At 63.5% G+C, this 23,198-nt stretch carries 18 protein-coding genes; 8 read left to right on the forward strand and 10 right to left on the reverse strand.

The window, feature by feature from the left end; translation table 11 throughout:
• Positions 1 to 157: 157 nt before the first annotated feature.
• The 6 genes from BLS08_RS13880 to cobA all read left to right on the forward strand — a co-directional run bounded on the left by BLS08_RS13880 (position 158) and on the right by cobA (position 9,975).
• Positions 158 to 1,369: a nitrate/nitrite transporter gene (locus BLS08_RS13880; protein ID WP_017676824.1), complete on the forward strand. Its 1,212-nt coding sequence runs from the start codon at positions 158 to 160 to the stop codon at positions 1,367 to 1,369.
• Between the two features lie 116 nt (positions 1,370 to 1,485).
• The gene (locus tag BLS08_RS13885; protein ID WP_017676823.1) at positions 1,486 to 3,153 is read left to right on the forward strand and encodes a bifunctional protein-serine/threonine kinase/phosphatase; all 1,668 of its coding nucleotides are present in this window, start codon (positions 1,486 to 1,488) and stop codon (positions 3,151 to 3,153) included.
• 356 nt (positions 3,154 to 3,509) lie between these two features.
• The gene (gene nirB / locus BLS08_RS13890; RefSeq protein WP_026088558.1) at positions 3,510 to 5,966 is read left to right on the forward strand and encodes a nitrite reductase large subunit NirB; all 2,457 of its coding nucleotides are present in this window, start codon (positions 3,510 to 3,512) and stop codon (positions 5,964 to 5,966) included.
• Positions 5,963 to 6,280, forward strand: a complete 318-nt coding sequence (gene nirD / locus BLS08_RS13895; protein WP_003460074.1) for a nitrite reductase small subunit NirD — start codon at positions 5,963 to 5,965, stop codon at positions 6,278 to 6,280. The genes nirB and nirD overlap by 4 nt, the downstream gene beginning before the upstream one ends.
• 87 nt (positions 6,281 to 6,367) lie before the next feature.
• Positions 6,368 to 9,085, forward strand: coding sequence for a nitrate reductase (locus BLS08_RS13900; RefSeq protein ID WP_017676821.1), 2,718 nt, complete (start codon positions 6,368 to 6,370; stop codon positions 9,083 to 9,085).
• 146 nt (positions 9,086 to 9,231) lie between these two features.
• Positions 9,232 to 9,975 (forward strand): uroporphyrinogen-III C-methyltransferase, encoded by a 744-nt coding sequence (gene cobA / locus BLS08_RS13905; protein ID WP_017676820.1) that lies wholly within the window; start codon positions 9,232 to 9,234, stop codon positions 9,973 to 9,975.
• Between the two features lie 115 nt (positions 9,976 to 10,090).
• Here cobA and BLS08_RS13910 read toward each other — a convergent pair whose 3' ends face one another.
• The 8 genes from BLS08_RS13910 to ppsA form a co-directional block, all read right to left on the reverse strand.
• On the reverse strand, positions 10,091 to 11,071 hold the full coding sequence (locus BLS08_RS13910; protein WP_017676819.1) for an OmpA family protein: 981 nt from the start codon (positions 11,069 to 11,071) through the stop codon (positions 10,091 to 10,093).
• 108 nt (positions 11,072 to 11,179) lie between these two features.
• Positions 11,180 to 11,770, reverse strand: coding sequence for an RNA polymerase sigma factor SigX (sigX, locus tag BLS08_RS13915; RefSeq protein ID WP_017676818.1), 591 nt, complete (start codon positions 11,768 to 11,770; stop codon positions 11,180 to 11,182).
• 82 nt (positions 11,771 to 11,852) lie between these two features.
• Entirely contained in the window at positions 11,853 to 12,677 is an 825-nt protein-coding gene (locus tag BLS08_RS13920) for a mechanosensitive ion channel family protein (RefSeq protein WP_017676817.1), read from the reverse strand.
• A 1-nt stretch (position 12,678) separates the two neighbouring features.
• Positions 12,679 to 12,924: a hypothetical protein gene (locus BLS08_RS13925; RefSeq protein WP_017676816.1), complete on the reverse strand. Its 246-nt coding sequence runs from the start codon at positions 12,922 to 12,924 to the stop codon at positions 12,679 to 12,681.
• Positions 12,925 to 12,979: 55 nt separating this feature from the next.
• The gene (locus BLS08_RS13930; protein ID WP_017676815.1) at positions 12,980 to 13,966 is read right to left on the reverse strand and encodes a zinc transporter ZntB; all 987 of its coding nucleotides are present in this window, start codon (positions 13,964 to 13,966) and stop codon (positions 12,980 to 12,982) included.
• Between the two features lie 4 nt (positions 13,967 to 13,970).
• Positions 13,971 to 14,459, reverse strand: a complete 489-nt coding sequence (gene rraA / locus BLS08_RS13935) for a ribonuclease E activity regulator RraA (RefSeq protein ID WP_017676814.1) — start codon at positions 14,457 to 14,459, stop codon at positions 13,971 to 13,973.
• Between the two features lie 213 nt (positions 14,460 to 14,672).
• Positions 14,673 to 15,662, reverse strand: a complete 990-nt coding sequence (locus BLS08_RS13940) for an alpha/beta fold hydrolase (RefSeq protein WP_026088557.1) — start codon at positions 15,660 to 15,662, stop codon at positions 14,673 to 14,675.
• A 169-nt stretch (positions 15,663 to 15,831) separates the two neighbouring features.
• On the reverse strand, positions 15,832 to 18,204 hold the full coding sequence (gene ppsA / locus BLS08_RS13945; RefSeq protein WP_026088556.1) for a phosphoenolpyruvate synthase: 2,373 nt from the start codon (positions 18,202 to 18,204) through the stop codon (positions 15,832 to 15,834).
• Here ppsA and BLS08_RS26555 point away from each other — a divergent pair.
• Together BLS08_RS26555 and ppsR are read left to right on the forward strand one after the other, a co-directional pair.
• Positions 18,151 to 18,348 carry a hypothetical protein gene (locus BLS08_RS26555; protein WP_230874291.1) on the forward strand — a complete coding sequence of 66 codons (198 nt, stop codon included), beginning with the start codon at positions 18,151 to 18,153 and terminating at the stop codon, positions 18,346 to 18,348. The two genes, ppsA and BLS08_RS26555, sit on opposite strands and share 54 nt — an antisense overlap.
• Before the next feature lie 36 nt (positions 18,349 to 18,384).
• On the forward strand, positions 18,385 to 19,203 hold the full coding sequence (ppsR, locus tag BLS08_RS13950) for a posphoenolpyruvate synthetase regulatory kinase/phosphorylase PpsR (RefSeq protein ID WP_017676811.1): 819 nt from the start codon (positions 18,385 to 18,387) through the stop codon (positions 19,201 to 19,203).
• A 65-nt stretch (positions 19,204 to 19,268) separates the two neighbouring features.
• On the opposite strand, the gene prpF is transcribed toward ppsR, so the two are convergent.
• Together prpF and acnD are read right to left on the reverse strand one after the other, a co-directional pair.
• A complete protein-coding gene (gene prpF / locus BLS08_RS13955) occupies positions 19,269 to 20,456 on the reverse strand; it encodes a 2-methylaconitate cis-trans isomerase PrpF (RefSeq protein ID WP_017676810.1) in 1,188 nt (395 codons plus the stop codon).
• A 132-nt stretch (positions 20,457 to 20,588) separates the two neighbouring features.
• A complete protein-coding gene (gene acnD / locus BLS08_RS13960; RefSeq protein ID WP_033377568.1) occupies positions 20,589 to 23,198 on the reverse strand; it encodes a Fe/S-dependent 2-methylisocitrate dehydratase AcnD in 2,610 nt (869 codons plus the stop codon).

Raw genomic sequence — 23,198 nt, forward strand, 5'->3', positions numbered from 1 at the left:
GATCCGAGCCTGCACCGCAATCGCTCAAACCTGCTGTGGCTTCGGCCGCAGGGCTCTGCACCACAAGTGCACGGCCTTCCCGGCAGGCACGGCCGCCGTGTCCACGACCACGGTTCGCCGCGCCTGGCCGGGCTCCTTCTCGCTGATGAGGTGATAGATGAATACAAGTTTCTGGAAAGCCGGCCACGCCCCCACACTGTTTGCCGCCTTCCTCTATTTCGACCTGAGCTTCATGGTCTGGTACCTGCTCGGCCCACTGGCGGTGCAGATCGCTACCGACCTCGACCTCAACGCCCAGCAACGCGGCCTGATGGTGGCCACGCCGATTCTCGCCGGCGCCGTGCTGCGTCTGCTGATGGGCTTTCTCGCCGACCGTCTGTCGCCGAAGACCGCCGGCCTGCTCGGCCAGGTGGTGGTGATAGTCGCGCTGTTCTGCGCCTGGCAGATCGGCATCGGCAGCTACGAGCAGGCGCTGCTGCTCGGCCTGTTCCTCGGCTTCGCCGGCGCGGCGTTCGCCGTGGCCCTGCCGCTGGCCTCGCAGTGGTACCCGCCGCAGCACCAGGGCAAGGCCATGGGCATCGCCGGCGCCGGTAACTCCGGCACCGTGCTGGCAGCGCTGTTCGCCCCCGGCCTGGCCGCGCTGTCCGGCTGGCAGAACGTGTTCGGCTGGGCGCTGATCCCGCTGCTGGCGACCCTGGTGATCTTCGCCCTGGTGGCCAAGAATGCGCCGGAGCGGCCCAAGCCCAAGGCCTTCGGCGACTACCTCAAGGCCCTCGGCGATCGCGACAGCTGGTGGTTCATGTTCTTCTACAGCGTCACCTTCGGCGGCTTCATCGGCCTGGCCAGCGCCCTGCCCGGCTACTTCAGCGACCAGTACGGGCTGAACCCGGTGACCGCCGGTTACTACACCGCCGCCTGCGTCTGCGCCGGCAGCCTGCTGCGCCCGCTGGGCGGCGCTCTGGCCGACCGCATCGGCGGCATTCGTACACTGCTGATGATGTATACCATCGCCTCGCTGTGCATTGCCGTAGTGGGCTTCAACCTGCCCAGCGCGAACGCCGCCCTGGCCTTTTTCGTCGCCGCCATGCTCGGCCTTGGTGCTGGCAATGGCGCGGTGTTCCAGCTGGTACCGCAGCGTTTTCGCAGGGAAATCGGCGTGATGACCGGGTTGATCGGCATGGCCGGCGGCATCGGTGGTTTCTTCCTCGCGGCAGGCCTGGGCACCATCAAGCAGCACACCGGCGACTACCAACTGGGCCTCTGGCTGTTCGCCAGCCTCGGCGTGCTGGCCTGGGTCGGCCTGCATGGGGTCAAGCAGCGCTGGCGCACCACCTGGGGTAGCGCCGCGGTGACCGCCGCACGGGTGTGAGCGAGTTCTCAACGACCGGCCACACTCCGTAGGGCGCGCCGCGTGCACCAGCGATTTGCGTCGAGCCTGGTACGCACGGCGCACCCTACGGTCCAAAGATCTACGGAAACCGCATCATGGCCCTGCAACTGAGCATCGGCGAAACCAGCGCCATCGGCCCGCGCAGCGAGAATCAGGACGCCCTGCGTGTGGTCACCCCGGCGCCGGCCCTGGCCGCCAGCAAGGGCTACCTGCTCGGTCTGGCCGATGGCGTCAGCCAGTGCGCCGACGGCGGCCTGGCCGCACGCGCGACCCTGCAGGCGCTGGCACTGGATTACTACTCCACCCCGGAAACCTGGCCGGTGCAGCACAGCCTGGACCGCCTGCTCATTGCGCATAACCGCTGGCTACAGGCCAACGGCGGCGGCCAGCCGCTGCTGACCACCCTCACCGCCCTGGTGCTGCGCGGGCGGCGCTACACCCTGGCGCACATCGGCGACAGCCGCGCCTACCTGTGGCGCGACGGCCAGCTGCTGCGCCTGACCGAGGACCATGTGTGGGAACAGCCGGGCATGCAGCACGTGCTCAAGCGCGCCATGGGCCTGGATCAACACCTGGTGGTGGACTACCGCGACGGCGAGCTGCAGGCCGGTGACCGTTTCCTGCTGGTCAGCGACGGCGTCTGGGCCTGCCTCAACGACAAACGCATCGGCGAGTTGCTGCAACGAGACGATGACGCCGAAGCGATCTGCCAGGCACTGGTCGACGAGGCGCACCACGCCGGTAGCCAGGACAACGCCAGCGCCTTGCTGGTGCACATCGAGCAGCTCCCAGAAGCCGCGCTGGCCGACACCCTGGCCCAGCTCGAACATTGGCCTCTGCCGCCGCGCCTGCGTGAAGGCCAGGAGTTCGAGGGCTGGCAGGTCGAAGGCCTGCTCGGCGAATCGCGCCAGTCGCTGATCTACCGGGTGCGCGATGCTGACAACCTGCCCTGGCTGCTCAAGACCATGCCGCCCAGCCGCGCCGGCGAGGAGCAGGCCGGCCCGGCGCTGCTGCAGGAGGAATGGTTCCTGCGCCGCGTCGCCGGTCGCCACTTTCCCGAGCTGCATGCTCTGCCGCAGCGCCAGCATCTGTATTACGTGCAGCGCGAATATGCCGGCCAGACCCTGGCCGCGCGCCTACGCCAGCACGGCCCGCTGAGCCTGGCCGACTGGCAGGACCTGGCGCCGCGCCTGATCAAGGCCCTCGGCCTGTTGCACAGGCGCAATATCATCCACCGCGACATCAAGCCCGAGAACCTGCTGCTCGGCGACGACGGCGAACTGCGCGTGCTCGACTTCGGCCTGGCCTACTGCCCGGGCCTGACCCGCGACGAGGCCCACAGCCTGCCCGGCACGCCCAGCTATATTGCCCCCGAAGCCTTCGCCGGCAGCCTGCCCAGTGCGCAGCAGGACCTCTACGCCGCGGGCGTGACGCTCTATCACCTGCTTACCGGACACTATCCCCATGGCGAAGTCGAAGCCTTCCAGCACCCGCGCTTCGGTCAGCCGGTGCCGGCCAGCCGCTACCGCCCGGACTTGCCTGCCTGGCTCGATGAGGTGTTGAGCCGCGCGGTAGCCGCCGCCCCAGCGCAGCGCTTCGAGACCGCCGAGGAGTGGCTGCTGGCCCTGGAAAGTGGCGAGCGCCAATCCCTGAACAACCGCCCACGACCGCTGCTGGAGCGCGAGCCGCTACTGGTGTGGCGCAGCGTGGCGTTGGTGTCGCTGCTGCTCAACCTGCTGCTGGCGTTCCTGCTGCTCAAATAGCCCACCCCGCACCAAAGCAGCGCAAAACGCCTCTCAACGGTGCATAAACCCAACCTACAGCGCCAGCCAAGTGACTGAAAAGCCTGAAAAACCGTGACCTGATCGAGTTGGCACAAGGGCTGCATTCACAACTACCACAAACCACATAAAGCGCGACCTTCAACGACGAAGGCTGCACTTCCCGATAGAACGGGACCTGGACAAAGGCGTCCTCGCTAGGTGACTAGCGGGACGCCTTTTTTGTTTTTTATGGCCTGCCATCCCTGGCGGCCACTCTTCGAGCCGTCGCGGAGCGACGTTAAAAATTGCTCCCGACAATTTTTTCGACCGTGATTTTTCTTCAGGAGATGGCCGGCATGCAAAAACTCAAGCTGGTGATGATCGGCAACGGCATGGCGGGTGTACGCACCCTCGAGGAGCTGCTCAAGCTCGCCCCCGATCTCTACGACATCACCGTGTTCGGCGCCGAGCCGCACCCCAACTACAACCGCATCCTGCTCTCCCCGGTACTGGCCGGCGAACAGACCTTCGAGGAGATCGTGCTCAACGATCTCAACTGGTACGCGGAAAACGACATCAAGCTGCTGCTCGGGCGCAAGGTGATCAAGATCGACCGCAAGAAGCGCCTGGTGATTGCCGACGATGGCAGCGAGGCCGAGTACGACCGCCTGCTTATCGCCACCGGCTCCAACCCCTTCATCCTGCCGATTCCGGGCAAGGACCTGCAGGGCGTGATCGGCTATCGCGACATTGCCGACACTCAGATGATGATGGACACCGCCAAGACTCATAAGCACGCGGTGGTCATCGGCGGCGGCCTGCTCGGCCTGGAAGCGGCCAACGGCCTCAAGCTGCGCGGCATGGACGTCACTGTGGTGCATATCGGCGACTGGCTGCTGGAACGCCAGCTCGATAGCACCGCAGGCCGTTTGCTGCAGAAATCCCTGGAAGACCGCGGCCTGAAGTTCCTTCTGCCCAAGCACACCGCCGAGCTGCTGGACAACGGCGAAGGCCGCGTCTGCGCGGTGAAATTCAAGGACGGCGAGGTGATTCCCGCCGACCTGGTGGTGATGGCCGCCGGCATCCGCCCCAACAGCGAACTGGCCGAGAGCGCCGGCATCGCCTGCAACCGCGGCATCCTGGTCAACGACACCATGCAGACCTATGACCCGCGCATCTACGCCATCGGCGAGTGCGCCAGCCACCGCGGCATCGCCTACGGCCTGGTGGCGCCGCTGTTCGAGCAGGCCAAGGTCTGCGCCAACCACCTGGCCCAGCTCGGTTTCTCCCGCTATCAGGGCTCGGTAACCTCGACCAAGCTCAAGGTCACCGGCATCGACCTGTTCTCCGCCGGTGAATTTATGGGCGGCGAGGGAACGGAAACGATAACGCTGTCGGACCCCATTGGCGGCGTGTACAAGAAGCTGGTGATCAAGGACGACGTGCTGGTCGGCGCCTGCCTGTACGGCGACACCGCCGACGGCGGCTGGTACTTCCGCCAGATTCGTGAGAATCACAACGTCAGCGAGATCCGCGACCACCTGATGTTCGGCGAAGGCGCCATCGGCGACGTCGGCCACCAGGGCGCCGACAAGACCGCCAACATGCCCGACAGCATGGAAATCTGCGGCTGCAACGGCGTGTGCAAGGGCACCATCGTCAAGGCCATCCAGGAGAACGGGCTGTTCTCGGTCGACGAGGTCAAGAAACACACCAAGGCTGCCAGTTCCTGCGGCTCCTGCGCCGGCCTGGTCGAGCAGATCCTGATCAGCACGGTCGGCGGCGCGGCGGATGTCAAGCCCAAGAGCGAGAAGGCCATCTGCGGCTGCAGCGACCTCAACCACGGGCAGATTCGCAAGGCCATCCGTGAGCAGCACCTGACGTCCATGGCGCAGACCATGGCCTTTCTCAACTGGAGCACGCCCAACGGCTGCGCCACCTGCCGCCCGGCGCTCAACTATTACCTGATCTCCACCTGGCCGGGCGAGGCCAAGGACGACCCGCAGTCGCGCCTGATCAACGAACGCGCCCACGCCAATATCCAGAAGGACGGCACCTACTCGGTGGTGCCGCGCATGTGGGGCGGCGTTACCAATCCCTCCGAGCTGCGCCGCATCGCCGATGTGGCCGACAAGTACAACGTACCCATGGTCAAGGTCACCGGCGGCCAGCGCATCGACCTGCTCGGCATCAAGAAAGACGACCTGCCGGCGGTGTGGAAGGATCTGGACATGCCTTCCGGCCACGCCTACGGCAAGTCCATCCGTACGGTGAAGACCTGCGTCGGCAGCGAGTTCTGCCGCTTCGGCACGCAGAACTCCACTCAGCTGGGCATCGACCTGGAGCACGACCTGTTCAACATGTGGTCGCCGCACAAGGTCAAGCTGGCTGTCTCCGGCTGCCCGCGCAACTGCTCCGAGGCCGGCATCAAGGACGTCGGCATCATTGGTGTGGACTCCGGTTTCGAGATGTATATCGGCGGCAACGGCGGGATCAAGACCGAGGTGGCCGAGTTCTTCGTCAAGGTCAAGACCGCCGAGGAAGTGCGCGAGTACAACGCCGCCTTCCTCCAGCTGTACCGCGAGGAGGCCTTCTACCTCGAGCGCACCGTGCACTACCTGCAGCGCGTCGGCATGGAGCACATCAAGAAGGCGGTGCTGGAAGACGAGGCCAACCGCAAGGCCCTGGCTGCGCGCCTGCACTACGCCCTGTCGTTCGAACATGATCCCTGGAAGCAGCGCATCGAAACGCCGCAACTGAAGAAAGAGTTCGACACCATCAAGGTCGTGCAAATCGAGGAGGCCACCGTATGAACTGGCTGGATATCTGCGCCCTGGAAGAGATCAACGTGCTCGGCTCGCGCATCATCGCCGGGCCGAAAGGCGATATCGCCATCTTCCGCACCAGTAACGATGAAGTATTCGCCCTCGACGACCGCTGCCCGCACAAGGGCGGGCCGCTGTCCCAGGGGCTGATCTACGGCAAGCGCGTGGCCTGCCCGCTGCATAACTGGCAGATCGAGCTGGAGTCCGGCGAGGCCGTGGCGCCGGACGTGGGCTGCGCCCATCGGCACCATGCCAAGGTGGAGAGCGGCCGCGTGTTGCTGGCATTCGCGCAACGCAACTAGCCAGCCCTGTGGGAGGCGCTTCAGCGGCGACGGTCGCGGCTGAAGCCCCTCCCACCAGAACGTCCCCGCGCCTCAGGAGCTCCGAACATGGCCAGCCCCACTCAAGTCACCGCCTCCACCTGCTGCTACTGCGGCGTGGGCTGCGGCGTGCTGATCGAGCACGACGGCGAGAAGATTCTCGGCGTCGCCGGCGATCCCAGCCACCCGGCCAACTTCGGCAAACTGTGCAGCAAGGGTTCGACCCTGCACCTGACTGGCGACCTTGATGCCCGCGCCCTGTACCCCGAGCTGCGCCTGGGCAAAGGCCTGGCCCGCACCCGCACGGACTGGGACAGCGCCCTGGACCACGCCGCGGCGGTGTTCGCCGAGACCATCCGCGAGCACGGCCCGGACAGCGTGGCCTTCTATATCTCCGGCCAGTTGCTGACCGAGGATTACTACGCCTTCAACAAGCTCGCCCGCGCCCTGGTCGGCACCCACAATATCGACTCCAACTCACGGCTGTGCATGTCCAGCGCGGTGGTCGGCTACAAGCGCAGCCTCGGCGCCGACGCCCCGCCCTGCAGTTACGAAGACATCGAGCGAAGCGACTGCCTGCTGATCGCCGGCTCCAACATGGCCTACGCCCACCCGGTGCTGTTCCGCCGCCTGGAAGAAGCCAAGGCTCGCCGCCCCGAGATGCAGATCATCGTCATCGATCCGCGGCGCACCGACACCTGCGAGCTGGCCGACCTGCACCTGGCGATCCTGCCCGGCACCGACGTGGCGCTGTTTCACGGCATCCTGCATATCCTGCTGTGGGAAGGCTGGATCGACCGCCGCTATATCGACGCCCATACCGAAGGCTTCGAGGCGCTGAAGAACCTGGTGCGCGACTACAGCCCGGCGGCCACCGCCGATATCTGCGGCATCAGCCTGGACAGCCTGCAGCGCTGCGCCGAGCTGATCGGCAAGGCGCCCTCCTTCCTTTCTCTGTGGTGCATGGGGCTCAATCAGTCCTCGTCCGGCAGCGCGAAGAACAGCGCGCTGATCAACCTGCACCTGGCCACCGGACAGATCGGCAGGCCCGGCGCCGGCCCCTTCTCGCTGACCGGCCAGCCCAACGCCATGGGCGGCCGCGAGACCGGCAGCCTGAGCAACCTGCTGCCGGGCCACCGCGAGGCAGGCAACGCCGAACACCGCGCCGAAGTCGCCGCCTACTGGGGCGTCGACGCCCTGCCGGAGACGCCGGGGCTGTCCGCCATCGAGCTGTTCGATGCGGTGCACGACGGCCGCATCAAGGCGCTGTGGATCGCCTGCACCAACCCGGCGCAGTCGCTGCCGAACCAGAACAAGGTGCACGAGGCTCTGGCCACCTGCCCCTTCGTTGTCGTTCAAGAGGCCTTCTTCACCACCGAGACCTGCCGCTACGCCGACCTGCTGCTGCCCGCCGCCAGCTGGGGCGAGAAGGAAGGCACGGTGACCAACTCCGAGCGCCGCGTCAGCCATGTGCGCCGCGCCGTGCCAGCGCCCGCAGAGGCGCGGCCCGATTGGTCGATCACCTGCGACTTCGCCCGTCGCCTGGAAACTCTGCTCCGCCCCGGCCTGCCCAGCCTGTTCGATTTCGCCGACAGCGAAGCGCTGTTCGAGGAATACAAGCACCTGACCGCCCAGCGCGACCTCGACCTCTCGGGGCTGAGCTACGCGCTGATTGATGACCAAGGTCCCCAGCAATGGCCGTTCCCGGCCGGCGCACGCCACGGCACCGCGCGGCTCTATGCCAATGGCCGCTTCCCCACGGCCAGCGGGCGCGCGCAGTTTCATGCCGACCCCTACCGTGCGCCGAAGGAAAAGCGCGAGGCGCGTTACTCGCTTACCCTCAATACCGGTCGCCTGCGCGATCAGTGGCACGGCATGAGCCGCACCGGCACCGCCGCGCGCCTGTTCGGCCATGTCGAGGCCGCCGTGCTCGGCCTGCACCCGGACGAGCTGCGTCGTCGTCGCCTGCAGGACGGCGATCTGATCAAGCTGCGCAGCCGTCGCGGCAGCCTGATCCTGCCGGTACAAACCGACGAATCGGTGCGCCCCGGTCAGGCCTGGCTGCCGATGCACTGGGGCGATCGCTTCCTCAAGGGTTTGGGCACCAACGTGCTGACCCAGCCGGCTTTCGATCCGTTATCCAAACAACCGGAGCTCAAGCATGCTGGTGTCGAGGTGGACAAGGTCGAGCTGCCCTGGCAGCTGTTCGCCCTGGTCGAGGGAGAGGTGCAGAGCCGCTTCGAGGCCCTGCGCCCGCTGTTCGAGGAGTTCGCCTACGCCAGCCTCACCCCCACCGGCCGCGAGCGCCCCGCTCTGCTGATTCGCGCCGCCAGCGCCGTGGCGCCGCAGCCAGAGCTGCTGGCGCAGATCGACCGCCTGCTGCGCCTAAATGAAGGTCCGGTGCTGGCCTACGACGACCCGCGCCGTGCGGTGGGCAAGCGCGTGCGCATCGAGGATGGCCGCATCGTCAGCATCCGCCTGGCCGGCGAAACCGCCGCCAGCGAATGGCTCAGGAGCCTGTGGCTGGACGGCCAGGCCGACGCCGATCTGCGTCGCTGGCTGCTCGCCCCGGTCTCCGCGCCGCCAGGCAATGCAGCCGCCAACACGCGCGGCAAGACCCTGTGCAACTGCCTGAACGTCAGCGAAGGCGCGGTGTGCGCCGGCATCGCACGCGGCCTGGACCTGGACGGCCTCAGGCAGGAGCTCAAGTGCGGCACCAGTTGTGGCTCCTGCGTACCCGAAATCAAACGTCTGCTGGCGCAACAGCCCACTGCAGTGAACGCATGAGTTGATCGTACCCACGCTCTGCGTGGGTACGCAGGCCGAGACGCTCCGCGTCTCATGGGACGCAGAGCGTCCCCCGAATCCTTTCCACGCCGGAGCGTGGGAACCAGCGGCAAACGCCGGCACGTGACACGAGAGAGGTGGTGAACATGAGTGCAAAAGTCTGGCTGGTAGGCGCGGGCCCCGGTGATCCCGAGCTGCTGACCCTCAAGGCGGTCAAGGCGCTGAACCAGGCCGAGATCGTGATGATCGACGATCTGGTCAACCCGGCCGTGCTCGAGCACTGCCCCGGCGCGCGTATCGTCTCGGTGGGCAAGCGCGGCGGATGCCGCTCCACCCCGCAGGCCTTTATCCATCGCCTGATGCTGCGCTATGCACGCCAGGGCAAGTGCGTGGTGCGCCTCAAGGGCGGTGATCCTTGCATCTTCGGCCGCGGCAGCGAGGAAGCAGACTGGCTCGGCGAGCACGGCATCGAAGTGGAGATGGTCAACGGCATCACCGCCGGACTGGCCGGCGCCACCTACTGCGGCATTCCTCTGACCCTGCGCGGTGTGGCCCGTGGCGTGACCCTGGTCACCGCCCACACCCAGGACGACAGCAGCCTGAACTGGGCGGCACTGGCGCAGAGCGGCACCACCTTGGTGGTTTATATGGGTGTCGCCAAGCTAGCGGATATTCGCGACGGCCTGCTCGCCGGCGGCATGAGCGCCGAGATGCCGGTGGCCATGATCGAGAACGCCTCGTTGCCCGCACAGCGTGAGTGCCGCAGCCAACTGGGCGCGATGCAGGACGATGCAACAGCCTTCGCCCTGAAGAGCCCGGCCATTCTGGTGATCGGCGAAGTCGCCCGCGCCAGCACACAGATCAGCATGCCTCAGCTCCTGCATGCCTGAAAGCTTCGCGCTCCTGCGACGAAGTTGTCTGCCCGTCGCCCCCTCGGCAGGCTTTTTTATTCCGGAAAAGAAAAAACCCGGCCGAGGCCGGGTTTTTCTTGGAGCTCCAGAAGCATTACTGCTGGATCTGGGCTTCCACTTCAGCTTCAACGCGACGGTTGATAGCGCGACCGGAGTCGGTGGCGTTGTCAGCAACCGGACGGGTTTCACCGTAACCAGCAGTGTTTACGCGGCTACCGTCAACACCGTACTGGTTGACCAGAACGTCACGAACGGCGTTTGCACGACGCTCGGACAGTTTCTGGTTGTAAGCGTCGCTACCAACGGAGTCGGTGTGACCTTCAACAGTGGTGGTGGTCTGCGGGTACTGGTTCATGAAGTCAGCCAGGTTCTTGATGTCGCCATAGCTTTCTTCTTTGACGCGGTCTTTGTCGAAGTCGAACTTGACGTCCAGCTCAACGCGAACAGCTTCCATCACCGGCTCAGGAGCGGGCTCAGGCATCGGCTCGGGCGCTGCAGCCACGACCGGAGCCGGAGCAGGCTTGCTGCCGCCACCGAAGTTCAGACCAACACCCACGCCAGCTTGCCACTCGGTGTCGCCCTGGTCGATGTTGTACAGAGCGTCAACGCCAGCACGGGCGTAGAACATTTCGGTGAAGTAGTACTTGGCACCAGCGCCAGCGATAGCCAGGGTGGAGTGGTTACGACCACCGCTGTTGGCGTCGCCGATGCTCTGATGGCCGAAACCGGCAGAGACGTACGGACGCAGACCAACACCCGGCTGACCGAAGTGGTAGATGGCCTTCAGGTCGGTCAGGTTGCCCTTGATATTCTTGCTGCCTTGCGAACCTTCGCCACGCAGGTCGTGGTATTCGCCATAGGACAGCGCCAGTTCGACGTCGTCAGTCAGGTAGTAGCCAATGCTGCCACCGAACAGGTTGCCTTCGTTGTGCGCGTAATCACGCTGAACGTCGGTGAAGTAGCGATTGACGAAGCCCTCCACCTCGACAGCGCCTTGGCCTTGCGCCAGCGCGCCGAAGGAGGTTGCGGCAACGAGAGAGCCAATGACTACGCCCAAGGTGTTTTTTACTTTCATCCGTTAAATCCCCATCTTGGTGGTTAATAAGTCGCCGTTAACTTCAGTCGGCAACTTGGCGGCGATTATATCAGGGTTCGCCACTCCCTTAGTGGTCGGGAAGCTGAACTAAGTTTCGGAAGTGTCCGAAAATTTATCCCGCAACCGATCCAATGCTCGCTTGTAGCGCATCTTCGTTGCGCTCAAGCCCATGTGCATGATGTCGGCAATCTCTTGAAACTCGAGCTCTGCGACAAAACGTAGCACCAGAATCTCGCGATCGATCGGGTTGACGTGAACCAACCAGCGATCCAGACCGCCTCGCTCCTCGACTTTGGGTGTCTTGTCGTCGGAAGCCTCTTCGAGCGGGTCCAAACTTAAGGCGTCAACCAATCGACGCTTTCGCCGCTCTTTTCGATACTGAGTAATGCATTCGTTGTAGGTGATGCTGTAGAGCCAAGTTTTGAACTTGGATTTACCCTCAAAGTTCTTAAGGCCATAGAGAACTTTGAGCATCACCTCCTGACAGACATCATCAGCATCCCTTTCGTTCCCCAAATAACGCGCGCAAACGTTAAATAATGTTCGCTGGTAGCGCCTCATCAGCTCTTCATAAGCACGAGTTATATGAAACAGCTCGTCGTGGGCGCGCGCCACCAGCTCTTCATCAGTGAGCTCGCGGGGGTCGTAGCGCGTGGGCAAGGGCTGGGCTTTGTTCAAAACGAGTCGGGCCGACAGTCAGGACGAAAAGTGCCCGGCAGGTCACGCCTGCCGGGCAGCGGCATAAAATAACAGATTGGCGTCAGCGACTGTTCACGCGTTGTTCGAGCATCACTCGATTTGCCACCGATACCAGCTCACCGGTATCGGTCAACAGGGTGGTTTTCACTGTGCCGATCTCTTCGATCTGCCCTTCGACCTCACCAACCTGCACTTGTTGCCCGACCTGATACAGCTCGCGCACATAAATGCCAGCGAGAATCTGGCTGGCGATATCGCGACTACCCAGGCCCAATGCCAGCGCGACCGCCAGGCCAACGGAAATCAGCACGATGGCGATCACGTTGTTGAGCAGGTCGGTCTTGATCTCCAGCTGACCGATGGCCACGGAGATGCTGATGATGATGACCAGACCTTGCGCGACCCGCCCCAGCCCGTTGGCATACTCCAGACCGACGCCTTCGGCAGCGCCGCGCACCAGGCTGCTGACCAGTTGCGCCAGCAGCACACCGGCAAGCAGCACCAGGGCGGCGCCGAAGACTTTGGGCAGGTACAGCGCCAGCACGTCGAGGGTCGCGGAAACCCGTTGCAGACCAAGCGATTCAGCGGCCGAAACCAGGAAGATCAGCAGCACGAACCAATAGACGATCTTGCCGATCAGGGTCGATACCGGCGCGTGAATGCCGACGCGCGCCAGCAGCTTGGTCAGACCGGTACCTGTCATCAGGCGATCCAGTCCGACCTTGCCGAGCAGCTTGGACAGCAGCGTGTCGAGCAACTTGGCCACGACGAAGCCAAGCAGTACCAACACCAGCGCAACGAACAGGTTGGGAATGAATCCGGCAACCTTGGTCCACAATGCGGTCATCGCGGAGATCAGGCTTTGGGTCCAGGGATCGAGTTCCATTTCAGTCAGCCTTATCAGCAGAAGCAGAGGATTGGGTACGGCGCGAAACCGGCGCGACATGCGCCGAACCGTTGTTCAGGGCGATCATCAGGGCCTGCGCCCAGTGGCCTACCAGGCTGAACAGGTCACCAGCGCCGACCTGGCGGTTGGCGGTCTTGAGAACCCGGTGCAGGCAAGCATCGTCGTCATGGCTGGACGACGAGGACTTGAGCAAATCGCGTAGAGACTCTTCGAATGGATCGTGCATGCGCACCTCACGGGATGTCACGGCTAGACGCAGTAGCCGGCGGATGAGTCACACATCACAGCCAACGCCAACGTCGAAAAAGCAGCAGTTGACCCAGCGCCAGAAGGACCATAAGGCCGCAGGCGATGAAGAAACCAATCGGACTTTCAGAACCCGGAATCCCGCCGACATTGATGCCCAGCAGCCCCGTGAGAAAGGTCAGCGGCAGGAACATCCCGGTGATCACGGTGAAGCGATACATGATGCGATTCATGCGCTCACCGAGACGCCGGCTTTCCGCCTCCAGTACCAGGCCGACGCGCTCGCGAATCAGCTCCAGCTCTTCCAGATAGCGGGTCAGGCGATTGTTAAGCTCGTTCCAGTAGTCACCGTCGTCCTCGACGAACCAGGGCTGTCGATTACGCACCAGCTGCGCGTAGAGATCGCGCTGCGGCGCGAGAAACCGACGCAAGCTGGCCGCACGCCGACGCACCTGCAACACCAGGCCGTGATCGGGACGATACCGCTCATCACCATCGAGGCCATCCTCCTCGACGTCGAGCTGCTCGCTCAACTCGGCGATCAGATCATCGACGCGACTGGTGAGGTGACGGGCGAGCTCCAGGAGTAGCTCTGACGACGTCTTCGGCCCCTTGCCCGCCAACAGATCGGCAATCAGTGCATCGGTCGCGAGCAATGGACGCTGACGCAGGGAGATAACCCGCCGGGCATCGGCGAAGATACGTACCGAAACCATGTCTTCCGGTTCTGCGCCGGGATTACGGTTGACCCCGCGCAAGAACAACAGCAGCTCATCGTCGGGCAGGGGCAATAGACGCGGCCGGGTATTTTCCTCGAGCAGCAGGTTGCAGCTGAATTCATCCAGCCCGCTGTGCTCACGTAACCAGCGCTGTGACTGCTCCTGGCCGCGATCCCAGTGCAGCCACAGGCTTTCCTGCTCGCCTAGCTGCAGGCCATCCAGTTCATGCCGAGTAATGCTGCGTGCACCGCCCCGACCATCGAGCACGAAGGCATGCAGCAACGCCGAATCCTGATCCTGCATCGGCTTATTCCGGCATGCTCAGGGCTTGCGGGGAAACGATGATGCCGTTGTTGTCGGCGTACAGATAATCGCCCGGCTTGAAGGTCACGCCGCCAAAGCTGACGGGCACATTCAGGTCGCCAATGCCGCGCTTGTCGGTCTTCATCGGATGACTGGCCAGCGCCTGCACGCCCAGATCGGTCTGCGCGATGACGTCGACGTCACGGATGCAGCCATATACGACGATGCCTTCCCAGCCGTTCTTCGCGGCCTTCTCGGCCAGCATGTCACCGAGCAGCGCACGTCGCAGGGAACCGCCGCCATCCACGACCAGGACCTTGCCCTGACCAGGCAGATCGACCTGCTCCTTCACCAGCGAGTTGTCCTCATGGCACTTGATGGTGACGATCTGACCGCCGAAAGAATCGCGGCCGCCGTAGTTGGCGAACATGGGCTCGACGACCTGAACCAGTTCCGGATAGGCATCGCACAGATCAGGGGTGATGTAGTGCATGACAGAACTCCTTTCGACAATGGATGAGAAGGCAGCCACCTTCATGGACCTGCTTGAAGCGGGACAATTCAGCATCGCGCTATCGCTGCGAACTCGCCCGACATGAACGACAAACAAGCACTTGAACCTGAAATGACCACCCACACATGATGCGTCACATCTTACCGCTAAGCCCGTGCCGAAGAAACGGCCGGGACGATCTCAAGCAGCAGCTCAAGATCCTATAGCAGAGGCCTGATCGGCAAAGCCGGCGGGCAGTTGCAGATGCTGCAACCAGTATTCGGTCAAGGGCCACACCTCGCGCTGCGCCTCCTTGCTGACCAGCATTTCGATATGCCCGAAGTCACTGGAGAAACCGTTCTCCTTGCCCAGCAGCAAGAACCGCGACGGCGCCGCACTGCACTGTTCCAGCAGCTTGCGACAGGCCCAGGCTGGATCCTGCTGATCGGCCGCAGCTCCTACCGCCAGAATCGGCACGCGCACCTGAGCCAGGCCCGCCCACCAATCCTGATCAGCATCACCGAAACGCCCGAACAGCCTGAGCCAGCGTAGGGTTTCCAGTGCCAGGCCGGTCGGCTCGTCTTCAGGGCCGCGCTTCAGCCGACGCCCGGACAGGTAGGGAAAGGCACGCAGCAGCAGGCGACCGCCCCACTCCACAGGCGGCAGCTTGAGCGGCCAGTAGATACGGCTGACCTGGCTGCCGAACAATGCCGCCGAACGCGCACGCGACTCGTCGAGATAACCGCCCCCCAGCGCCGCCGCCAGAATCACTCCACCGAGGGAGTGGCCGACCCAGTGCGCGGCTTGCCCGGTCTGCTCGATGATGAAATCAGCAATGGCTGGCAGGTCATAGCGCACGTACTGCGCCACGTGGTTGTCTCGATAGTTTTCGTTGCGCGGCGACAGGCCGTGGCCGCGCATTTCGGCGATCCACACATCGAACCCCGCGCGCGCCAGGTAAGGCCCCAGGCCAATGCCCTTGGGCGAATACCAGAAGCGCCGATTGGAAAAGCTGCCGTGCAGCAATACCACGGGCACGCCACGCTCGCCTTCTGCCCCTGCGCGGCCGAGCCGGGTCAAGGCCAGCTCGACGCTGGAGTCCGGGCTGTTGTTGGGCTTGAGAAGATAGACGTCTTCACTGAGATCGCCACGCAGTTCGGCACTCATCAGGGAAACGGGAAAAAGCTCACTACTGCTTTGCATGGATCAGATGACCGCACTGGCGAGACGCCATAAAAGAATAATGACACGCATAAAAAACCGCCGGGAGCGATATTGCATATCGCTGGCGACGGCTTGGGATGACTGGCAAAACACGATGACCACCAAAAAGGGCGGGATCAACCCGCCCTTTCTGGATCGATCACAGACCTCAGGCTGGCTGAGCCTCAGCCAGGAAGAACCAGGTGTCGAGTACCGAGTCCGGATTCAGCGACACGCTCTCGATCCCCTGCTCCATCAGCCACTTGGCCAGATCTGGATGGTCCGACGGACCCTGGCCGCAGATGCCGATGTACTTGCCAGCCTTGTTGCAGGCAGCGATGGCATTGGCCAACAGCTTCTTCACCGCAGGGTTACGCTCATCGAACAGATGGGCAACGATGCCGGAGTCACGGTCCAGGCCCAGAGTCAGCTGGGTCAGGTCGTTGGAGCCGATGGAGAAACCGTCGAAGAACTCGAGGAACTCTTCGGCCAGAATGGCGTTGGACGGCAGTTCGCACATCATGATGACTTTCAGGCCATCCTGACCACGGGCCAGGCCATTGCTGGCCAGCAGCTCGACCACTTGCGAGGCCTCACCCAGGGTACGCACGAACGGCACCATGATCTCGACGTTGGTCAGCCCCATCTCGTTGCGCACTTTCTTCAACGCGCGGCATTCCAGCTCGAAGCAGTCACGGAAGGATTCGCTGATGTAGCGCGAAGCACCACGGAAGCCCAGCATCGGGTTTTCTTCTTCCGGCTCGTACAGCTTGCCGCCGATCAGGTTGGCGTATTCGTTGGACTTGAAGTCCGACAGGCGCACGATGACTTTCTTCGGCCAGAAGGCGGCGGCCAGGGTGCTGATACCCTCGACCAGCTTCTCGACGTAGAAGTCGACCGGATCGCCGTAACCGGCGATGCGTTTCTCGACGCTGTCCTTGATCTCCGGCGGCAGGCTGGAGAAGTTCAGCAGCGCTTTCGGGTGCACGCCGATCATGCGGTTGATGATGAATTCCAGGCGAGCCAGGCCAACACCTTCGTTCGGCAGTTGAGCGAAATCGAAAGCGCGATCCGGGTTACCGACATTCATCATGATCTTGAACGGCAGATCCGGCATGGCGTCGACCGAGTTCTTGCGAATGTCGAAGCCCAGTTCGCCTTCGAAGATGAAACCGGTATCGCCTTCGGCGCAGGATACGGTCACGCCCTGACCGTCCTTCAGCACGCTGGTGGCATTGCCGCAACCGACCACGGCCGGAATGCCCAGCTCACGGGCGATGATTGCCGCGTGGCAGGTACGCCCGCCGCGGTTGGTGACGATGGCGCTGGCGCGCTTCATCACCGGCTCCCAGTCCGGGTCGGTCATGTCAGAGACCAGCACGTCGCCCGGCTGCACCTTGTCCATCTCGGATACGTCGTGGATCACGCGTACCTTGCCGGCGCCGATGCGCTGGCCGATGGCACGGCCTTCGACCAGCACAGTGCCCTTCTCTTTCAGCAGGTAGCGCTCCATCACGGTGGCGCTGGCGCGGCTCTTCACGGTTTCCGGACGGGCCTGCACGATGTACAGCTTACCGTCATCACCGTCCTTGGCCCACTCGATGTCCATCGGGCGGCCGTAATGTTTCTCGATGATCAGCGCCTGCTTGGCCAGCTCGCTGACCTCGGCGTCGGTGATGCAGAAACGCGCGCGCTCGGCACGGTCGACTTCGACGGTCTTCACCGAGCGACCAGCCTTGGCTTCGTCGCCGTAGATCATCTTGATCGCCTTGCTGCCCAGGTTGCGACGCAGGATCGCCGGACGGCCCGCTTCCAGGGTTGGCTTGTGCACGTAAAACTCGTCAGGGTTCACCGCGCCCTGCACCACGGTCTCGCCGAGGCCGTAGGCGCCGGTGATAAACACCACATCACGGAAACCGGATTCGGTGTCCAGGGTGAACATCACACCGGCGGTACCAGTTTCCGAACGCACCATGCGCTGCACGCCGGCAGACAGAGCGACCAGCTTGTGGTCGAAGCCCTGGTGCACGCGGTAGGCGATGGCACGATCGTTGAACAGGGAAGCGAAGACTTCCTTGGCAGCGCGAATCACGTTGTCCACACCGCGGATATTGAGGAAGGTTTCCTGCTGCCCCGCAAAAGAGGCGTCCGGCAGGTCTTCGGCGGTGGCGGAGGAACGCACGGCCACGGCCATGTTGTCGTTGCCGGCGCTCATGGTGGCGAAGGCTTCGCGGATCTGCTTGTCCAGCTCAGCCGGGAACTCGGCGTCCATCACCCACTGGCGAATCTGCGCGCCGGTCTTGGCCAGGGCGTTGACGTCATCGACATCGAGTGCGTCAAGCGCCGCGTGGATCTGCGCATTCAGGCCGCTTTGCTCGAGAAAATCGCGGTAGGCCTGAGCCGTAGTGGCGAAACCGCCGGGAACCGAGACACCGGCACCGGCCAGGTTACTGATCATCTCGCCGAGGGATGCGTTCTTGCCCCCCACATGCTCAACATCGTGATTGCCGAGCTTATCGAGGGAAACTACGTACTCTACCAAGGTGATCTCTCCACTAACTGTATTGGAAAAGCTCAGTGGGCTGCGCAATGTCGAACGACCGAGGTCGCGCGATTGTGGCCTTGCCCTTGTATAAGTAACAATGCCGAACCCGGTGGGCCCGGCGTAAAACGCGGCCTATCATAGCCAAGAATCGAACTCAGCTTAAGGCCTTTGGCGCAAATGAAACGAACCGCTTTCTTCATCTCCGACGGCACCGGCATCACGGCCGAAACCTTGGGCCAGAGCTTGCTCGCACAGTTCGAGAACATTCAGTTCACCAAACTGACGCGCCCTTATATCGACAGCATCGAAAAAGCGCGCGCCATGGTACAACAAATCGATGCCGCCGCTGAAAGGGACGGCGCCCGCCCGATCATCTTCGACACCATCGTCAACCGCGATATTCGTGCGATCCTCGATACCGCCAATGGTTTCATGATCGATATTTTCTCGACCTTCCTTTCCCCCCTGGAGCAGGAGCTGAGCTCGCACTCCTCCTACTCGGTCGGCAAGTCACACTCCATCGGCCAGCACTCCAACTACATGGAGCGCATCGAGGCGGTGAACTTCGCCCTCGACAACGATGATGGCGCCCGCACCCACTATTACGACAAGGCCGATCTGATCCTGGTCGGCGTGTCGCGCTGCGGCAAGACGCCTACCTGTCTGTACATGGCCATGCAGTACGGCATCCGCGCCGCCAACTACCCGCTGACCGAAGACGACATGGAGCGCCTGCAGCTCCCAGACTCACTGAAAAAGTACCGCGACAAGCTGTTCGGCCTGACCATCGACCCGGATCGTCTCACCGCCATCCGCCACGAGCGCAAGCCCAACAGCCGCTACGCCAGCTTCGCCCAGTGCGAGTTCGAAGTGCGCGAGGTGGAAGGCCTGTTCCGCCGCGAAAACATTGCCTTCATCAACTCCACGCATTTCTCGGTCGAGGAAATTTCGGCCAAGATTCTGGTGGAAAAAGGTGTTGAAAGACGCCTTAAATGATCGCTGCAAGCCCATGTTTAAAAAGGGAAAAGGCTCGAAACTTCGAGCCTTTTCTCATTCAGGGCCTAGAAGCTTTCAGCGGGTACGCGCACCCAGCCTTCCATCAGGATGCGCGCACTGCGGCTCATCACCGCCTTGGTCACCGTCCACTGACCATCGACCCGCTTGGCCTGCGCGCCGACACGCAAGGTGCCGGACGGATGGCCGAAACGCACCGCCTCGCGCTCGCCGCCACCAGCCGCCAGGTTGACCAGCGTGCCCGGAATCGCTGCCGCCGTACCGATGGCCACCGCGCAGGTGCCCATCATCGCGTGGTGCAGCTTGCCCATGGACAGCGCCCGCACCAGCAAATCGACCTCGCCGGCCTTCACGTCCTTGCCGCTGGAGGTGCGGTAGTCCTTGGGCGGACTGACGAAGGCGATCTTCGGGGTGTGCTGACGTGTCGCAGCCTCCTCGGCCGTTTTGATCAGTCCCATGCGCAGCGCACCGGCAACGCGGATCTGCTCGAAGCGCGCCAGTTGCGCCGGATCGCCGTTGATAGCCTCGCGCAGCTCGGTGCCTTGGTAGCCGATGTCCTCGGCATTGACGAAGATCGTCGGGATACCAGCCGTGATCATGGTCGCCTTGAAGGTGCCGACACCCGGCACTTCGAGGTCATCGACCAGATTGCCGGTGGGAAACATCGAGCCACCCTCTTCGCCGTCATCGGACGGATCGAGGAACTCCAGCACGATCTCCGCTGCCGGGAAGGTCACACCGTCCAGCTCGAAGTCGCCGGTTTCCTGCACCTGGCCATTGCTGACCGGCACATGGGCGATGATGGTTTTCTGGATATTGGCCTGCCAGATGCGCACCACGCAGGTGCCGTTCTCGGGAATCCGCGCGGGATCGACCAGGCCGGCGTGGATGGCGAAGGCGCCAGCCGCCGTGGACAGGTTGCCGCAGTTGCCGCTCCAGTCGACGAAGGCCTTGTCGATTGAGACCTGACCGTAGAGGTAGTCGACATCGTGATCAGGCTGGCTGCTTTTCGACAGAATCACGCATTTGGAGGTGCTCGACGTGGCGCCGCCCATGCCGTCGATCTGCGCCGAGTACGGATCGGGGCTGCCGATCACTCGCATGAACAGCCTGTCGCGCGCCTCGCCCGGCACCTGGCAACGCTCAGGCAGATCCTGCAGGCGGAAGAAAACGCCCTTGCTGGTGCCGCCACGCATGTAGGTGGCGGGGATTTTCACTTGCGGTAAATGGGACATACACGCAGCCCTGAAAAAGTAGCCCGGATGCAATCCGGGAATGACGACGCAGTTCTCCCCGGATTGCATCCGGGCTACGCGCACCTATAGGAGTTGTGCCGGCCCATTGACGGGCCGGCATGTCGCGTCAGGTCAAGCCACCGTGCCTTCGAGGAAGTCCTTGGCGAAGCGCTGCAGCACGCCGCCAGCCTGGTACACGCTGACATCGGCAGCAGTGTCCAGACGGCAGGTCACCGGTACGCGCAGCACCTCGCCATAGCGGCGATTGACCACCAGGATCAGGTCGCAGCGCGGCGAAATCTCGCCTTCCACGTCATAGGTCTCGGTGCCGTCCAGACCCAGGGTCAAGCGGGTGGTGCCCGGCTTGAACTCCACCGGCAGCACGCCCATACCCACCAGGTTGGTGCGGTGAATACGCTCGAAGCCTTCGGCGACGATCACCTCGACACCCGCCAGACGCACGCCTTTGGCCGCCCAGTCACGGGACGAACCCTGGCCGTAGTCGGCACCGGCGACGATGATCAGGTTCTGCTTGCGGTTCATGTAGGTTTCGATGGCCTCCCACATGCGCATCACCTTACCCTCCGGCTCGACGCGGGCCAGCGAACCCTTCTTCACCTGTCCGTCGATCACGGCCATCTCGTTGACCAGTTGCGGGTTGGCGAAGGTGGCGCGTTGCGCGGTCAGGTGGTCGCCGCGGTGGGTGGCGTAGGAGTTGAAGTCCTCCTCCGGCAGGCCCATTTTCGCCAGGTACTCACCGGCGGCCGAGTCCGCCAGGATGGCGTTGGACGGCGACAGGTGATCGGTGGTGATGTTGTCCGGCAGGATCGCCAGCGGACGCATGCCCTTGAGCGTGCGTTCACCGGCCAGCGCTCCTTCCCAGTACGGCGGGCGGCGGATGTAGGTGGACATCGGGCGCCAGTCGTACAGCGGGCTGTCGGCTTCCTTGACGGTGCCCAGATCGAACATCGGGATATAGATCTGCTTGAACTGCTCCGGCTTGACGCTCGCCGCGACTATGGCGTCGATCTCCTCGTCGCTCGGCCACAGGTCCTTGAGGGTGACCGGCTTGCCATTCAGGTCATGGCCTAGCACGTCCTGCTCGATATCGAAGCGCACGGTACCGGCGATGGCGTAGGCTACAACCAGCGGCGGCGAAGCAAGGAAGGCCTGCTTGGCGTAGGGGTGGATACGTCCGTCGAAGTTGCGGTTGCCCGAGAGCACAGCGGTGGCGTACAGGTCCCGGTCGATGATTTCCTTCTGGATCTTTGGTTCCAGCGCGCCGGACATGCCGTTACAGGTGGTGCAGGCATAGGCGACGATGCCGAAGCCGAGTTTCTCCAGCTCCGGCAGCAGGCCGGCCTCCTCCAGGTACAGCTTGGCGACTTTCGAACCCGGTGCGAAAGACGTCTTCACCCAGGGCTTGCGCACCAGGCCCAGCTCATTGGCCTTCTTCGCCACCAGACCGGCGGCGATGACGTTGCGCGGGTTGGAGGTATTGGTGCAACTGGTAATGGCGGCGATGATCACCGCGCCATCGGGCATCAGCCCCTGGGCTTCCTCGCCCTTGCCGGCTTGCAGCTTGACCTCATCAGCGATGCCGCGCTCGGCCAGAGCCGAAGTGGGCAGGCGACGATGCGGGTTGCTCGGGCCGGCCATGTTGCGCACCACGCTGCCCAGATCGAAGCGCAGCACCCGCTCGTACTCGGCGGTCTTCAGCGCGTCGCTCCACAGGCCGAGGGTCTTGGCGTAGTTCTCCACCAATGCAACCTGCTCCGGCTCGCGCCCGGTGAGCTTGAGGTAATCGATGGTCTGGCCGTCGATATAGAACATCGAGGCGGTGGCACCGTATTCCGGGCACATGTTGGAGATGGTGGCGCGGTCGCCGATGGTCAGGCTGTCGGCGCCCTCGCCAAAGAACTCGACCCAGGCACCGACCACGCGCTCCTTGCGCAGGAACTCGGTAATCGCCAGAACGATGTCGGTGGCGGTGATGCCAGGCTGGCGCTTGCCGGTCAGCTCGACGCCGACGATATCAGGCAGACGCATCATCGATGGATGGCCAAGCATCACCGTTTCGGCTTCCAGGCCGCCGACGCCGATGGCGATCACGCCCAGGGCATCGACGTGCGGGGTGTGCGAGTCGGTGCCGACGCAGGTGTCGGGGAAGGCGATGCCGCCGCGCGCCTGGATCACCGGGCTCATCTTCTCCAGGTTGATCTGGTGCATGATGCCGTTACCGGCCGGGATCACGTCGACGTTCTTGAACGCGGTCTTGGTCCAGTCAATGAAGTGGAAGCGATCCTCATTGCGGCGATCCTCGATGGCGCGGTTCTTCTCGAAGGCGTCCGGGTCGAATCCCGCTGCCTCGACGGCCAGGGAGTGGTCGACGATCAGTTGGGTCGGCACCACCGGGTTGACCTTGGACGGGTCACCACCTTTTTCTGCGATGGCGTCACGCAGGCCGGCCAGGTCGACCAGTGCGGTCTGGCCAAGGATGTCGTGGCAGACCACGCGCGCCGGGTACCAGGGAAAGTCCAGGTCGCGCTTGCGGTGGACCAGCTGCTCCAGCGAGGCGGTCAGATCCTGCGGATCGCAGCGGCGCACCAGCTGCTCGGCGAGCACGCGCGAGGTGTAGGGGAGCCTCGCCCAGGCGCCGGCCTGGATCGCCTCGACCGCCTCACGGGCGTCGAAGTAATCCAGCGCGGTGCCGGGCAGGCGCTTGCGGTATTGGCTATTCAC

It is taken from the genome of Ectopseudomonas chengduensis (assembly GCF_900102635.1).
In the GTDB taxonomy this organism is placed as follows: Bacteria; Pseudomonadota; Gammaproteobacteria; order Pseudomonadales; family Pseudomonadaceae; genus Aquipseudomonas; species Aquipseudomonas chengduensis.

Bases quoted from the DNA above. Each gene is read 5' to 3' on its own strand.
- BLS08_RS13880 (WP_017676824.1), top strand. From the start codon at position 158: ATGAATACAAGTTTCTGGAAAGCCGGCCACGCCCCCACACTGTTTGCC.
- BLS08_RS13885 (WP_017676823.1), top strand. From the start codon at position 1,486: ATGGCCCTGCAACTGAGCATCGGCGAAACCAGCGCCATCGGCCCGCGC.
- nirB (WP_026088558.1), top strand. From the start codon at position 3,510: ATGCAAAAACTCAAGCTGGTGATGATCGGCAACGGCATGGCGGGTGTA.
- nirD (WP_003460074.1), top strand. From the start codon at position 5,963: ATGAACTGGCTGGATATCTGCGCCCTGGAAGAGATCAACGTGCTCGGC.
- BLS08_RS13900 (WP_017676821.1), top strand. From the start codon at position 6,368: ATGGCCAGCCCCACTCAAGTCACCGCCTCCACCTGCTGCTACTGCGGC.
- cobA (WP_017676820.1), top strand. From the start codon at position 9,232: ATGAGTGCAAAAGTCTGGCTGGTAGGCGCGGGCCCCGGTGATCCCGAG.
- BLS08_RS13910 (WP_017676819.1), bottom strand. From the start codon at position 11,071: ATGAAAGTAAAAAACACCTTGGGCGTAGTCATTGGCTCTCTCGTTGCC.
- BLS08_RS13920 (WP_017676817.1), bottom strand. From the start codon at position 12,677: ATGGAACTCGATCCCTGGACCCAAAGCCTGATCTCCGCGATGACCGCA.
- BLS08_RS13925 (WP_017676816.1), bottom strand. From the start codon at position 12,924: ATGCACGATCCATTCGAAGAGTCTCTACGCGATTTGCTCAAGTCCTCG.
- BLS08_RS13930 (WP_017676815.1), bottom strand. From the start codon at position 13,966: ATGCAGGATCAGGATTCGGCGTTGCTGCATGCCTTCGTGCTCGATGGT.
- rraA (WP_017676814.1), bottom strand. From the start codon at position 14,459: ATGCACTACATCACCCCTGATCTGTGCGATGCCTATCCGGAACTGGTT.
- BLS08_RS13940 (WP_026088557.1), bottom strand. From the start codon at position 15,662: ATGCAAAGCAGTAGTGAGCTTTTTCCCGTTTCCCTGATGAGTGCCGAA.
- BLS08_RS26555 (WP_230874291.1), top strand. From the start codon at position 18,151: ATGCTCAACATCGTGATTGCCGAGCTTATCGAGGGAAACTACGTACTC.
- ppsR (WP_017676811.1), top strand. From the start codon at position 18,385: ATGAAACGAACCGCTTTCTTCATCTCCGACGGCACCGGCATCACGGCC.
- prpF (WP_017676810.1), bottom strand. From the start codon at position 20,456: ATGTCCCATTTACCGCAAGTGAAAATCCCCGCCACCTACATGCGTGGC.